Source organism: Rhodohalobacter halophilus (genome assembly GCF_001715195.1).
Lineage (GTDB): Bacteria > Bacteroidota > Rhodothermia > Balneolales > Balneolaceae > Rhodohalobacter > Rhodohalobacter halophilus.
Genome location: NZ_MDWE01000033.1, coordinates 43,654 through 57,010, shown reverse-complemented (window position 1 = coordinate 57,010; position 13,357 = coordinate 43,654). Strand labels below are relative to the sequence as shown.

Below are 13,357 nucleotides of genomic sequence, written 5' to 3'. Positions count from 1 at the left end.
GTTGCAAATGTCACTGGCAATTTGTATATACTTGTGTTAACTGATGTAACCTGATATATAACAATTAAATTCTCTCATGGGTAAATTCTACACAATTGATGATGTCTCAGAAATATTGAGTGTTACTAGGCAAACGGTCTCTAAGTACATCAAAGAAGAGAAAATGAACGCTGTTAAGTTAGGAAAATCTTATCGAATTTATGAACCCGATTTTGTTGAGTTTATTAATGATCACAGCATTTGTGCTGAAGATGTAGTCGAATATAAGGCTGTTGACTACAATGGGTTTGGGTTTTTGAATGATATTCGAAATGGCACATCTGCCAAGAACTACAAACTAAAACCCTTTGAAATTAATCATGAGGAAAGTTTCAATACTTTTTTCTGGGGCGATAATCTGCACATTTTAAAACAGCTAATGCCTAAAATTCGAGGCAAGGTAGATTTAATTTATATCGATCCACCTTTTGGTACTGGCCAGATTTTTTCCGATTTAGATAATAATGAAGCATATGATGATACTCTTGTAAATTCAGAATTTCTAAGTTTTTTAAGAGATCGATTGTATTTACTGAAGGAATGCCTTTCAAAGGAAGGAAGCATTTATTTACACATTGATAAAAAAATAGGCCACTACGTAAAAGTTGTTATGGATGAAGTTTTCGGCTATAAAAACTTCATTAATGACATAACACGTATAAAATGCAATCCAAAAAATTTCAGTAGAAAAGCTTATGGTAATTTTTCTGATATGATTCTGTTTTATGCAAAAAACAGAGATAAACAAATATGGAATGATATTAAAGAGCCTTTAAGCGAAGATGACATTGATAGGCTTTTCAAGAAAAAACATAAGAAATATGGTCCCTATACTACACATCCAATTCATGCACCTGGCGAGACCGATGATGGAGATACAGGAAAAGAATGGAAAGGTATGAAGCCTCCAAAAGGTAGACACTGGAGATACTCACGTAAAGAATTAACCCGTTTGGATGATGCCGGTTTAATTGAGTGGTCGACAACCGGTAATCCAAGAAAAATTGTTTTTGCGAAAGACCATGATGGAAAAAAAGTTCAAGATGTATGGGAATTTAAAGACAAAGGTAAGTCTTATGTTGACTACCCAACCCAAAAAAATCAAGACCTTTTAGAACGAATAATTCTAAATTCCTCTCAAAAAGATAGTTTGGTTTTGGATTGCTTTGCTGGTTCAGGGAGTACACTAATTGCCGCAAATAAACACAAACGCAAATGGATAGGAATGGATAATTCTGAGTATTCTTTAAAAACTGTCAGAAATATTTTCCACGATCAAGGAATTAAGTCAAACTATGTTAAACTTGTCGAAAGCGAATAATTAATTCATTAAGGAAGAAAAGAACTCATTCAGCAAAAGCGCACTCATTGAGTTATAAGTAGATTCTTGGACTTCGACACAAATTCTATCATTTACTGTAGCTCCTGTAGGCTTTTTCGTCATCCAAGGATAACCATCAATTATGCCAATCCTTAAGACTTGGCCTCTTTGAGCGCCACAAAATTTCAAAACCTCTGCAACACTTTTATATTGATTACCTCCAGATTGACCAATCCATTTCGCTTCTCCTATAACATATCGTGCATTTACTTTGGCGATCAAATCGGGTCTTTTAGAAACATCTTGATTTAGTTCATCAATTAAGAAGTTTTTTCCCGTTTCTTCGGATTCCCCTAAAATTACAATCCCTTCGGTGCTCTCCTTGAATTCTTCGAGACTTTTGATTTGAAATTCATTTCTTAGCCAGTTGTTGAACATCGGGCCTGTTTGCTGATTCAGCTTTGGTTGAGATTCAATTCTGACAACCACTTCTTCATCAGTCATACTGTATAGAGTTCGTGCAATCCTTCGAACCTGTTCTGGATTACTATCTATGAAACCGGGAACATTTTTAAGTAGGTACCAAAACGGTTCATCATATGGAAATTTGTCTAACTGACTTAACAGTTTTATTAAATCTTCATCATTACGGTTGTTGTGAGCAACTCGGATTTGTCTTCTAAGATTATCTTCAATTCTTACTGGTCGATCAGCTTGATAGTTATAAATACGAGAAATTTTATCTAAATACTGACCATCATTGAATAGTTGTATGCTTTTTCTAACCCATGGATTTAGGGAGTCAAAATTTTCATCAAGGTCTATAGTTCTTTCAGCCATTAAAGATCTTTTAATTTAAATCGGTCTGCAGAAAATAGTATATCAAATGCTCGGAGCCAAATTGCAACATAATATAAAGGATTGTATCGGAAGTGCCGGTAATATTGGTAAGCGGGGTATTTAGGGCAAAAGTCCCGGCACTTCGGATACAATCTTGTTGAGCTGAACCGTGTAGCGGTATCAGGCTATGGGATTTGTTTCGGCGAGGTCTGGTTTGGTTGCACTCTTTTTGGGATTGCTGACGGATTAAAAAGACTTTCCGGGTCGGTTCTGCCTGGTGATTGAATGATGCAATGGCAGCAATGATGAGAGTTTATAAGGGTGTGGTGAACTGATTTATTCTCAAGGAGGGCCCGGCAGGCATACTCCTCCCGTTGTGAGCATTTGGCAGGCTCACGTGGAATGGTTGTCGCAGAGACGGTATAAAACAGTAGATTCATGGGTTATTGTTGTGATTTTTTATGCCACCATGGGTCCGGCTCTTGGCAGCGCCAGCAGTTCGATAAAGCGCATCTCACCCTTTCTGCACTTCGGACATGGCCAGTCTGGAGTGCGGCGTTGGCCAGAATTGGCTGGCTGGGTTTGTGAGCAAACCCTCGGGGGCTGCTCTGTCGCGCTATTGCCTATGAGCCGGCGGCAATATTCCAGGTTTTGCTGGCGAACCCGGTTGGCCAGCAAACCATAGTGGCGGATGCGCACAAATCCCTTTGGAAGGCTGTGCAGCAGGAACCGTCGGATGAACTCGACCGCGGGCAGCCGCATCAGGCGCTGGCTGTGCCCCTGGCGGTAATCTTTGTACCGGAACGTTACCTGCCCGTCGGTCAGGCAAACCAGCCGATTGTTGGAGATAGCCACCCGGTGGGTGTAGCGGGCCAGATACTTCAGGACCTGGCCGGGTGAGCCAAACGGTGGTTTGACATACACCACCCATTCGGTCTGCCTGAGCCGGCCAACAAACTCATCCCACTGGTTGGGATGGCACAGTTCGTCGAGTTGGCCCGCCAGCGTGAGTTTACCTTGCCCGCTCGCACATGAATCACCATACGCTGGCTGTCCACATCACCTATCCGTAGCGAGAGGGCTTCGGATATACGCACACCGGTTGCATATAGTAGCATCAACACGGTGCGATGTTTGATGTCCCGGGCGGTATCCAGCAGGCGATAGACTTCCCCACCGCTTAGCACCACAGGTAAAGACTTGGGTTGGCTGGGGTAGGGAATATACTCGACGATGGTCGGCTGGTTCAGACACACCCTGTAGAAAAAACGCAGAGCACACACAGTCTGGTTTAGTTGGCTCCAGGAGCACTTTTTGTCTTCGACTAAATATCGCTGGTACTCGCGGATATGTTCACGATTTAATCGATCCGGAGATTGACCAAAATATTGGGCAAATTTGGCAACACGGTTTATGTAAACGGTGATGGTCCTGGGCGAATAGTTACGGTTCTTCAGATCTTCGATCATCCGTTTGCGTAGAGTACTCATAACAGGTTCCTCCGATTTGTGAGTTAGGGTTCTATACCATAACTCTCAGACCAAAGGAATTTGTCTGTAGCCGTCTAAATTCTAAAAAGAAGGGCCTACCGCGAAGCGGTTTAGTTCAACATATAATTATACGACAGAACCCAAACCGTCCTGTCTGTCGCAGAATATCTGATTTTATGGTTATTTGCAATTAATAGCTGTTTTTCTGGAGTTTATGCGACAGGTTTGTTCCGGTCAATGTTGTATAAGAGATGAAAAACGACACTGCAGGGAAGCCGTCTATTTCATCTCCTCAAACATCTTGTAATGCGTCTCATTCATGCCCAGTGAGGTGTAAGTTTTCTGGGCGTTGGTGTTCTCTTTTTCAACATAAAGACGGAATCCGCAGACGTTCGGTTTCTCTTTGGTCATCGCCTTGATGGTCAGGTACATTGTTTTGTAAACACCTTTTCGGCGAAACTCCGGGATCACATATACGCTCTGGATCCACCAGAAGAGACCGTTTCGCCAGTCACTCCACTCAAAGGTAATCATCAGCGACCCGACTACTTTTCCCTCCGACTCGGCCACCATGTAGAATCCGTACTCCGGCTTTTCAATCAGCCCGTGCACACCCGGCTCAATTTCCTCTCTTTTTAATGTTTTGTTCTCCGTCTCCTTCGCCATGGCAATATTGAACTGAATGATGGATTCAGCATCTTTGGGTGTGGCTTTGCGTACCTTAATTTTTGTTTTCATGGTGGGGCTAACTAGTATTTAATCGTTTTGTTTAATTACGCTCTTGCAGGCTTTCATACCAATTTCATATACTCGTTTTCCCTGATCAAAATCAAAAACACCACAGGTATTTCGGGGAATTTCAATAAGGTGATTGGGTTTATACAATTCAATTATGAGTTCCGTAAGCCGGTCTTGAGTAAAGCTAAAAGAACGGTCCATCAGCTCGATTAGTGAAAAAGAATCTTTTTCAGCAGGTAATTCAGATTTTGCTTTGGTTTTACGATTCGTTTTCATCGCGTCAGGAAGAATTTTATCGAACCATGTTTGCATTTCTTCAAGCTTATCCGGTGAGGGTGGTTTATCATATTTAGAATCAATTTTCCCGTTTAGATTGACTGCAATGATCTCAGCATCTTCTTTTTTCTCAACTAAATTAATGGGGAGCGGATTCAACACGCCACCATCTACTAAAACCTGCCCGTTTTCAACTACGGGGACAAAAAAACCGGGCATGGAAACCGATGCCCGTAACGCTTTATATAGATCTCCCTTTTTAAAGTGCACTTCACTATGGTTGCGCATATTGGTAGCTACAGCAGTAAATGGAATAGGGAAGTCCTCAATTTTTTCTTCACCCGTTACTTCCACATGTTTGGCAAAAAGTTTTTCTCCTTTTACAAATCCCTGCTTTGCAAAGGTAAAATCCAGCAGATCAAATACATCTCGTTTAGAAAGCCCCAGAATCCATTTCTTATATTCCGGGAGATGCCCCGCGGCGTAAATACCGCCCACCACAGCACCCATCGAACAACCGATCACTTCAATAATCTCGTAGCCGGCTTTTTCCAATTCTTCAATCACTGCAATGTGGGCAATTCCCCGGGCACCGCCGCTTCCCAAAACCAAGTGAACTTTTTTTTCAGGCATATCAGAGCAAGATTTTATACAGTATTACTTATCCCAAGATCGTATTAAAATAGTTACTGATCAGCACCGTACCTCTCCAGAATCTCTATCACCTCATCAATCGGGAGGGATTCTTGAGTACGTCCGTCTTGTCCTTCCATTGTTTCGGCCATAAACAGGGAGTTCAGAATTGCCTCTTCAGTCGCTTCCACAGCCGCCAGGAATAGCGGACTCATTGCGTTGTTATCCAGCTCAGTAATTTGACGGGTTGAACCGGACTCATCCAGGTTGTTCCGAACATCCGGATGGGTGGAGAAAGCGATCACATAGTCGCCGCTGCCGTTGGAGGCAAAACCGCCAACCCGGGCAATTCCCATAAACGCGCGCTTGGCGAGTCGCTCCAGGTTGCGGGAGGTGATCGGGGCATCTGTAGCGACAACAATCATTACGGAGCCGTCCACATCAAAATCGTAGCCATTGTCACCTGTCTGATCCGTCAGACCGCTCATAGCGGTCAGACGGGTATCGTGAGTTGTCTGGCGAGTTGACAGATAGTGATTCCCCAGCTCCTCACCGACCGGAGCTCCATTCACCGTTAAAATTCCACCAAAGTTGGACTGCACCAGAACCCCTACCGTATATCCCCCGCGATTATCGGGTAGCTGGCGGGATGAAGTCCCAATGCCACCCTTAAAACCAAGCGCTCGGGTTCCCGTTCCGGCTCCAACGTTTCCTTCGGCAACCGGGCCCGATTCGGCAGACTCAATCGCCTGATAAACATCTTCGGTATCCACAACCCGTGTCCGAATGTCGTTCAGCCAGCCGTCATTAGTTTCACCCACTACCGGATTGACTGATCCTACATTTTCATTTCCGGGCAGATTCAAGACATAATCAGCCACCCCGTGCGCGGCGTTAAAGATGCTGAGAGTATTGGTGAGTGCGATGGGCGTTTCCAGTTCACCCAGCTCCTGAACCTGAGTAAACCCAAGCGCTTTACCAAAACCATTTCCCACATAAACCGCAGCGGGAACCCGATCTCTGTAGAGGTTTCCTGAATGAGGGAGAATGGCTGTGACTCCGGTTCGGATATTGTTTCCTTCAATCAATGTTTGATGCCCCACCATCACACCTTCTACATCGGTGATGGCATTCAAGGGGCCGGTCGGTAAAATTCCGGGATGGATTCCCAGATCCCGAACTCGATCACGATCCTGAGATTGAACGGAATCAGCAAGAATTAAAGAAGTGATGAGAATGAGAGAGCAGAGCAGAAATTTTTTCATGGTCAGAGTCGAGATTAAGGCGTTGTGCATTCACCTCAATGTATTGAATCGGGCTCAATGATTCTACTTAACTCTATGCCTTTGAGTTATCGATTTGAGGGAAGCAGCTCTCACCACGGCAGCACTCTTCAACATTAGTGCCGCAATGAGCACACTGGCCATGACCGTGTACCCAAACCAGCTGTTCCGGCTGGCCGCAATAGAGGCAGCGTTTTGTGTGCAGATTGGATTTTTTTTGAACGGCGTTATTTTGTGAGCTCTTCATATGCCGCTTCTATGTTAGCCTGTAACGAAAGTCTTGCACCGGCACTTTGATGATTCGCAAACTCTTCAAATTGATTTACGGATGAAATCTCTTCAAGACTTTGTCCGTCGTCAATACCGGCACGGGTGAATTCTAAAAGTTTGGTCAGATAATCTCTCATGTAAAGAACGTCATCGGAATCGCCGGTAACACCAAAATCCCGATTACCGTGGCCAAAAATGAATGTTGTGTCACGATCGGCTTCTTTAGCTACGGTTTCTAATAGTGTGATCCAGTTTTCGATGAGTGCACCCCCATCTTTATCGATGAACGGATACCAACGGTTAAAGACCAGATCTCCCATATGAACGATATTCGCATTTTCGAACCAGATAACGGCATCTCCGCCGGTATGGCCGGGGCCGTAGTGTTTGGCTGTAACGGTTTCGCCGCCGGACTCGATGGTAATTTCATCGTCAAAAACTCGGTCGGCTGCAATTACAGAATCTTTGCTTTCAGGGCCGGCGGAGGCTCGCTGCAGATCAGGCACATTATGATGCGCGATTATTTCAAAGTGATCAGATTGGAAAACACCGTTTCCGGATACGTGATCTCCATGATGATGTGTATTGAAGAGATACCTGGAAGGTCCCCCGGAGGCAATATCGAAGATACCGGATAGAAAATCTTCGGCTGAGTTTTCAAACTGAGAATCGATTACAACAATTGATTCATCGGAAATATGCCAGCCCATCGTTCCGCCGCGACCGGTAAAATAACCGACATTATTCCGAATAGGGTAAAATGGACCGTTTTGCTGTATCCATTTAAAAAGTGCTGGCGTTAGAGCTGTCCCGGCGGTTAGTAAACCTAATTGATGTATAAACGTTTTTCTATTCATGATCTATGATTTATTCCAATTCGTGATCGTCACGGATTAGCAGCAAAATGGCGGCATGCGGTATGATGAGAAATTTTTCATTCTCAAATTCAATTTCATGAGCCTGACTTTTCAGGAAAATTGCAAGATCACCTTCACGAGCCTGCATTCCCATATATTTTGTTGGGTTGGTTTCAGCTTTCCAGGGTTCATCTGCTTCTGCCGACGGAATAGGATACCCCGGCCCGGTTTTGATAATATAACCGCTCTGGATCTCCTCTTTCTCCTTCACGGTTGCCGGTAAAACCAGTCCGCTTTTGGTGTGGGTTTCCATTTCACGGGGTTTTACCAATACGCGGTCTCCAATGATGATAAATTTATCAACTGAATTCAGATAGTCCTGGATCATGTAAATGTATGGATTGGATATTCACTAAAAGATCTAAAGCATTTAAATCAGCACAAATTGTGATCATTCACAGAAAGAATCAAATCAAATTATATGAACTAACGTTCAAATCTTCTTTTTGATAGCTTTGATAACTGCCTTAAAACTTGTGAATACCACAATGCGATGGTATAATAAAATGAAAACGAAGATATAACCGGAAATTGATATGAAAAAACTCAGTAAAAGTTTCTCAGCGATACTCATTTTAATGTTAACGATTGGAATTGGGGTGAACGACATGGCTCAAGCACAGGGCGACCGGGAGGCCGGCAATCATTTTGCTACCCGGTCAGAAGTTATAGCTAAAAATGGAATGGTTGCCGCCAGCCAGCCATTGGCGGCACAGGTGGGCCTCGATGTTCTTAAAAATGGTGGAAATGCTATCGATGCCGCCATTGCAACCAATGCGGCTATGGGCCTGATGGAGCCGACAGGAAATGGAATTGGTGGGGATCTGTTTGCCATCATCTGGCATGAGGAGAGTGGGCAGCTATATGCGCTGAATGCCAGCGGACGGTCGCCACAGGGTCTCTCTTATGATCGGTTGATGGAGATTCTTGAGGAGAAAGGGGAGGATGGAATTCCTTCGTACGATCTGCTTTCCGTTTCGGTTCCCGGCGCCGTTGACGGATGGTTTACACTTCATGAACGGTTTGGATCTGCTTCTATGAGCGACATTCTTGCCGAGCCCATCTACTACGCCGAAGAGGGATTTCCGGTAAGTGAAGCGATCTCTTCAGCCTGGCGTCGCAGTGCCAACTTCTTGAAAAGCCAGCCGGGTGCCTTTGAGGAGACTTTTACCATTGACGGTCGGGGACCCGAAAAGGGTGAGATTTTTAAAAACCCGGATCTGGGAAATACATTTCGCTTATTGGCTGAACAGGGGCGAGACGCTTTTTACAGAGGTGAAATCGCAGAGAAAATCGACAGGTGGATGAAAGAGAATGACGGCTACCTGCGGTATGAAGATTTTGCAAATCATACATCACAGTGGGTTGACCCGGTTTCTACGAACTATCGCGGATATGATGTCTACCAGATTGGCGGGAACAACCAGGGTACAGCCGTGCTGCAGATGCTGAATATTCTGGAAGGGTTTGATCTGGAAGCCAGTGGTTTTGGAACCGCAGAAACCCTGCACCTGCTGGTTGAGGCGAAGAAATTAGCGTTCGAAGATCGCGCGAAACAGTATGCTGATCCGGATTTTCATGATGTGCCGTATGATATACTGCTCTCCAAAGAGTATGCAGCCGAGAGGAGAGAGCTAATAGGTGACCGTGCCTCCCGCGATTTGAGTTCAGGAGTGGATGTGATGGAGGATGGAGATACCATCTACCTCACCACCGCAGACAAGCACGGCAATATGGTTTCTCTGATTCAAAGTAACTTCCGCGGGATGGGTACCGGTTTTGTGGTACCGGGTACCGGATTCAGTTTTCAAAACAGGGGAGAGCTTTTCTCACTCGATCCGGAACACCCTAACGTGTATGAGCCCGGCAAGCGGCCGTTTCACACCATCATTCCCGGCTTTGTGATGAAGGACGGAAAGCCGTTGTTCAGCTTTGGAAATATGGGAGGAGGCTACCAGCCCATCGGGCACGTCTCAATTCTGACCAACATCATCGATTTTGGGATGAATATTCAGGAAGCAGGCGATGCCCCAAGATGGTCTCACTCCGGATCAACTCAACCAACGGACCCTGCAGGTGAGAAATTAACTGGTCCAGGTCAATTGAGCCTGGAGTCGGCACTTGGGTTTGATGTGGTTCGTACTCTCAGATCGCAAGGCCATCGCGTACAGGTTGGAAACAGTTTTTTTGGTCGCTACCAGGGCATCATGAGAGATTACGAACACGGAGTTTGGATTGGTGCGTCTGAATCACGCGTGGATGGCCAGGCTGTCGGTTACTGATGGAAACAGATTTGTCAAAGTATTCTGCGATTACTACTCCCGAGGAAATCCCTACCCGGTTTGCAGAAGGATGGAATGAGCGGGATGCCGATAAAATCGCAGCGATTTTCGATCAGGATGCTGACTTCATCAACGTGGTTGGCATCTGGTGGGAGAACCGGGATGATATCCGAACAGCTCATGATTACGGACTTCGTGTAATTTTTAACGATTCAAATCTGAGAGTTGGCAGAGTGAAGGTGAAGTATCCGGCTGAATCGGTGGCCGTCGTTCATGCCCGGATGCTGCTGAGCGGACAGAGTAACGTTGCCGGGCAAAGTCCCCAAAACCGGCAAACCCTATTTATTTTTGTTGCACACAAAACGAAGAGTGGATGGAGCTGTGTTTCTGCTCAAAATACAGATATTGTACCGGGCAAAGAGACCAATGCAAACATTGACGGTTCACTGGAGTCCGTCGATTATCGAGGACAGTATTGATACATAGAGAGGGTATTATTGAGCAAAATCGACAAATTGCGACGCTCCGAAAAACTACGCGACTTTGCTATAAATCATTTCAGGCATCAAAATGCTTCGTGTTTCAGTAAATTCATTTTTCTTATTCTGCTTCGTTGGCAGACTCGACCAATTTCAATGACTTAGAATTCACACAAAAACGCAGGCCGGTAGGTTTGGGTCCATCCGGAAAAACGTGGCCCAGGTGGGCATCACATACATTGCAAAGGATTTCGATTCGATGCATACCGTGTGATCGATCTTCTTTGTAGCTAACTACATTCTCTTTTACAGGTTCCGTGAAACTGGGCCATCCGGACCTGGATTCAAATTTCTGAGTTGAATCAAAAAGCTCTGTTCCACAACAGACACAGGCGTAAAGGCCCGGCTTGTGAGCTTCACAATATTCTCCTGAAAACGGTTGTTCCGTGCCGTGTTGCCGGGTAATGCGGTACTCCTCGTTAGTTAGTAATTCTCTCCACTCGTGATCTGTTCTCTCGATTCTGCGGGGAGGGTCTGGGTTTCCTTCTCGCACAAACTTTTCAATTTGTTGCCAATTCATAGTTATTCATTTTTTACTTTTTAACAGTTGAGGTAGATCAACCGTTTCTTTACTTGTGTGTTCGTCGCTAACTTTTATTCAGTATCCTTAAATTAAAAAAGAGTGAAAAGTTAAATTCACTGCTCTACAAAACAGTAAACCGGTTAATTTCCGGATCAGGATTTATATATGAATCTTTAATTGTCCAAAAATTTGTTTCTGTTTAAAGAGGTTAGCTTTTTTGTAGAAAGAAAATCTAGATCTAATTTTTTGATTCTCGCAGATATACGCAGATGGATTCACTGACTACATCAGATAATTTACGGTTAAATCAGCGACAATCTGCAAGAAAAGAAACAGGTATTATTCAGGGGTATCATCTTCTATTAATTTCATCAATTATTTTGGACAGTTGATTATTAAATCCCATCACAAAGAGTGATTTTTAACCTTTCTTATCAAAAATATCCCGATACATTTCACTCTTCGTTTCAAATACTTTCCCATCGAGATAGCGATAAGGAATATCCAGGGATTTAATCTTACTCATATCCTCATCATCCAGGTTCAGTTCAGCGCTCTTCAGGTTTTCCTCAATTCTGCCTGGGTTGGTTGATTTTGGGATTACAATCGTATCTCTTTCAACGGCCCATTTTATAAGTACCTGAGCCGGAGTAGCTCCATGTTTGTCGGCAATTTCATGAATCACATTATTTTCGAGCAGGGATGGTTCATCATCTGCTTTTAATACATCCGGGCGGTCACTGCTGCCAAGCGGAGAGTAGGCTGTTACCAGGATGTCGTTATTGTTGCAGTAGTCTAACATATCATCCTGCTGCAGATAAGGGTGTAGTTCTACCTGATTCATCTCCGGTGCGCGGTCGGTTTTTGAGCTCAGACCCTTCAGCTTTTTGATACTGAAATTTGATACCCCGGCATGTTTAATCAAGCCCCGGTCTTTTGCTTCAATCATGGCTTCCCATGTCTCATGAAGGGGGACTTCGTCCAAAGAAAGATAGTCATCATCACTCTGTGGAAAGCCCTGAAGGCCCGGTTTGAACGCGATGGGCCAGTGAATCAAATAAAGGTCGAGGTAGTCCAATTGAAGATCAGATAGCGTTTGCTTGAGTGCAGGAACCACGTCCTCGGGTTTGTGTGCCGTATTCCACAATTTAGAAGTGATCCAAACATTTTGCCGGTTGATGCCATATTCTGAAAAGCTATCCTGAAGTGCTGTACCAACCTCTTTTTCATTTCCATACACTGCCGCACAATCGATATGGCGATAACCCACTTTGAGAGCGGCTTTTACAGCGTTACCCACTTTGCCGGGATCGGATTTCCATGTCCCCAGTCAAATTGCGTTAATCTTGTCGCCGTTTTTAAAGGTCAATTTCTTCATTTCACTAGTCATTTAAAATTTTTCTTCACTCGATGCACATATACAATTGAATTTATAGAGAGATCTGTTCCATTTTGCTCGAATTATCGAGCATGTATTACATGATTACGATAGAGCTTGTTAACGTAGTTCTTCTCCATATCAGGGAAATTTAATCTTCCATAAGTAGGGGAAGTGCTGAATTTGGCGCCGGTAAATTTACACAGGGAAAATAGTTATCGGCACGAAAAATGTTCATAGGAAAAAGAAATTGACAGTTTTTTCCCGGGGTCTGCGCAATCTAAGTAGGTAAGAATCAAAACTGAAAAAAGGACAAAACAGATGAAATCAATAAAACTACTACTCATCATTATGGCTATGCTCCCATTAGCAATAGCCTGCAGCGACAGTACTTCAGCCGATGAGATTGAAGAAGAGCTAACGGAAGAAGAACCCAATGGCCTGGCGGTTCGAATTGTGAATACAGGTGACTCCAAAATGGAAGTTGAAACCAGTGGCAGCACGGTTGTCTATTTTTGCTATGAGGATGAGTGCGAGGATGATGCCGGATATTTCAGCTATGCTGAGGTGAATGCCGGATCAGAGATGATGTTTGATACTTCATCACCTGAAAAAGTGGCTGTGGGAGTTTATGTGGGATTTGAAGTGACTCGCGGAAGCGGACATTTTGAAATTCTAAGCGGTGTTTCCTACAGAGATAATGACGGCTGGTCAGAATTTGAAGAGGTGGATGTTCTCTACACATCGGGAACCCTCAGCTCGGGAGATAAAGCTGACTACACGTATGGAAATATGGACTAATGTGGTTGTGACCTCAAATAAAAAACG

At 44.2% G+C, this 13,357-nt stretch carries 14 protein-coding genes; 4 read left to right on the top strand and 10 right to left on the bottom strand.

Annotated elements, in window-relative coordinates:
- Nucleotides 1–76: 76 nt before the first annotated feature.
- Nucleotides 77–1,360, top strand: a complete 1,284-nt coding sequence (locus BG260_RS09515; protein ID WP_087148699.1) for a DNA methyltransferase — start codon at nucleotides 77–79, stop codon at nucleotides 1,358–1,360.
- Here the strand turns inward: BG260_RS09515 and BG260_RS09510 are convergent, their stop codons facing one another.
- The 8 genes from BG260_RS09510 to BG260_RS09475 all read right to left on the bottom strand — a co-directional run bounded on the left by BG260_RS09510 (nucleotide 1,361) and on the right by BG260_RS09475 (nucleotide 8,135).
- Nucleotides 1,361–2,200 (bottom strand): hypothetical protein, encoded by an 840-nt coding sequence (locus BG260_RS09510; RefSeq protein WP_069132049.1) that lies wholly within the window; start codon nucleotides 2,198–2,200, stop codon nucleotides 1,361–1,363.
- A gap of 459 nt (nucleotides 2,201–2,659) precedes the next feature.
- Nucleotides 2,660–3,184 carry an IS91 family transposase gene (locus BG260_RS14605; RefSeq protein WP_408005560.1) on the bottom strand — a complete coding sequence of 175 codons (525 nt, stop codon included), beginning with the start codon at nucleotides 3,182–3,184 and terminating at the stop codon, nucleotides 2,660–2,662.
- A complete protein-coding gene (locus BG260_RS09500) occupies nucleotides 3,082–3,690 on the bottom strand; it encodes a tyrosine-type recombinase/integrase (protein WP_083750226.1) in 609 nt (202 codons plus the stop codon). The genes BG260_RS14605 and BG260_RS09500 overlap by 103 nt, the downstream gene beginning before the upstream one ends.
- A 279-nt stretch (nucleotides 3,691–3,969) precedes the next feature.
- A complete protein-coding gene (locus BG260_RS09495; protein ID WP_069132043.1) occupies nucleotides 3,970–4,428 on the bottom strand; it encodes a GNAT family N-acetyltransferase in 459 nt (152 codons plus the stop codon).
- Between the two features lie 18 nt (nucleotides 4,429–4,446).
- The gene (locus BG260_RS09490; RefSeq protein WP_069132041.1) at nucleotides 4,447–5,337 is read right to left on the bottom strand and encodes a patatin-like phospholipase family protein; all 891 of its coding nucleotides are present in this window, start codon (nucleotides 5,335–5,337) and stop codon (nucleotides 4,447–4,449) included.
- A gap of 53 nt (nucleotides 5,338–5,390) precedes the next feature.
- Nucleotides 5,391–6,602 (bottom strand): P1 family peptidase, encoded by a 1,212-nt coding sequence (locus tag BG260_RS09485; RefSeq protein WP_069132037.1) that lies wholly within the window; start codon nucleotides 6,600–6,602, stop codon nucleotides 5,391–5,393.
- Between the two features lie 245 nt (nucleotides 6,603–6,847).
- Nucleotides 6,848–7,747 carry an MBL fold metallo-hydrolase gene (locus tag BG260_RS09480; protein ID WP_069132036.1) on the bottom strand — a complete coding sequence of 300 codons (900 nt, stop codon included), beginning with the start codon at nucleotides 7,745–7,747 and terminating at the stop codon, nucleotides 6,848–6,850.
- 10 nt (nucleotides 7,748–7,757) lie between these two features.
- Nucleotides 7,758–8,135 carry a co-chaperone GroES gene (locus tag BG260_RS09475; RefSeq protein WP_069132034.1) on the bottom strand — a complete coding sequence of 126 codons (378 nt, stop codon included), beginning with the start codon at nucleotides 8,133–8,135 and terminating at the stop codon, nucleotides 7,758–7,760.
- A 250-nt stretch (nucleotides 8,136–8,385) separates the two neighbouring features.
- On the opposite strand from BG260_RS09475, the gene ggt reads away from it, so the two are divergent.
- Both ggt and BG260_RS09465 read left to right on the top strand, forming a co-directional pair.
- A complete protein-coding gene (gene ggt, locus BG260_RS09470) occupies nucleotides 8,386–10,089 on the top strand; it encodes a gamma-glutamyltransferase (protein ID WP_176719471.1) in 1,704 nt (567 codons plus the stop codon).
- Between the two features lie 11 nt (nucleotides 10,090–10,100).
- A complete protein-coding gene (locus tag BG260_RS09465) occupies nucleotides 10,101–10,568 on the top strand; it encodes an SgcJ/EcaC family oxidoreductase (protein WP_245683940.1) in 468 nt (155 codons plus the stop codon).
- Nucleotides 10,569–10,689: 121 nt separating this feature from the next.
- On the opposite strand, the gene msrB is transcribed toward BG260_RS09465, so the two are convergent.
- Together msrB and BG260_RS09455 are read right to left on the bottom strand one after the other, a co-directional pair.
- Nucleotides 10,690–11,148, bottom strand: a complete 459-nt coding sequence (gene msrB, locus BG260_RS09460) for a peptide-methionine (R)-S-oxide reductase MsrB (RefSeq protein WP_069132028.1) — start codon at nucleotides 11,146–11,148, stop codon at nucleotides 10,690–10,692.
- Nucleotides 11,149–11,572: 424 nt separating this feature from the next.
- Nucleotides 11,573–12,481, bottom strand: a complete 909-nt coding sequence (locus BG260_RS09455; protein WP_281179597.1) for an aldo/keto reductase — start codon at nucleotides 12,479–12,481, stop codon at nucleotides 11,573–11,575.
- 369 nt (nucleotides 12,482–12,850) lie between these two features.
- Between BG260_RS09455 and BG260_RS09450 the strand changes: the two genes are divergently transcribed.
- Nucleotides 12,851–13,330, top strand: a complete 480-nt coding sequence (locus BG260_RS09450; RefSeq protein WP_069132026.1) for a hypothetical protein — start codon at nucleotides 12,851–12,853, stop codon at nucleotides 13,328–13,330.
- The last annotated feature ends 27 nt before the right edge of the window (nucleotides 13,331–13,357 follow it).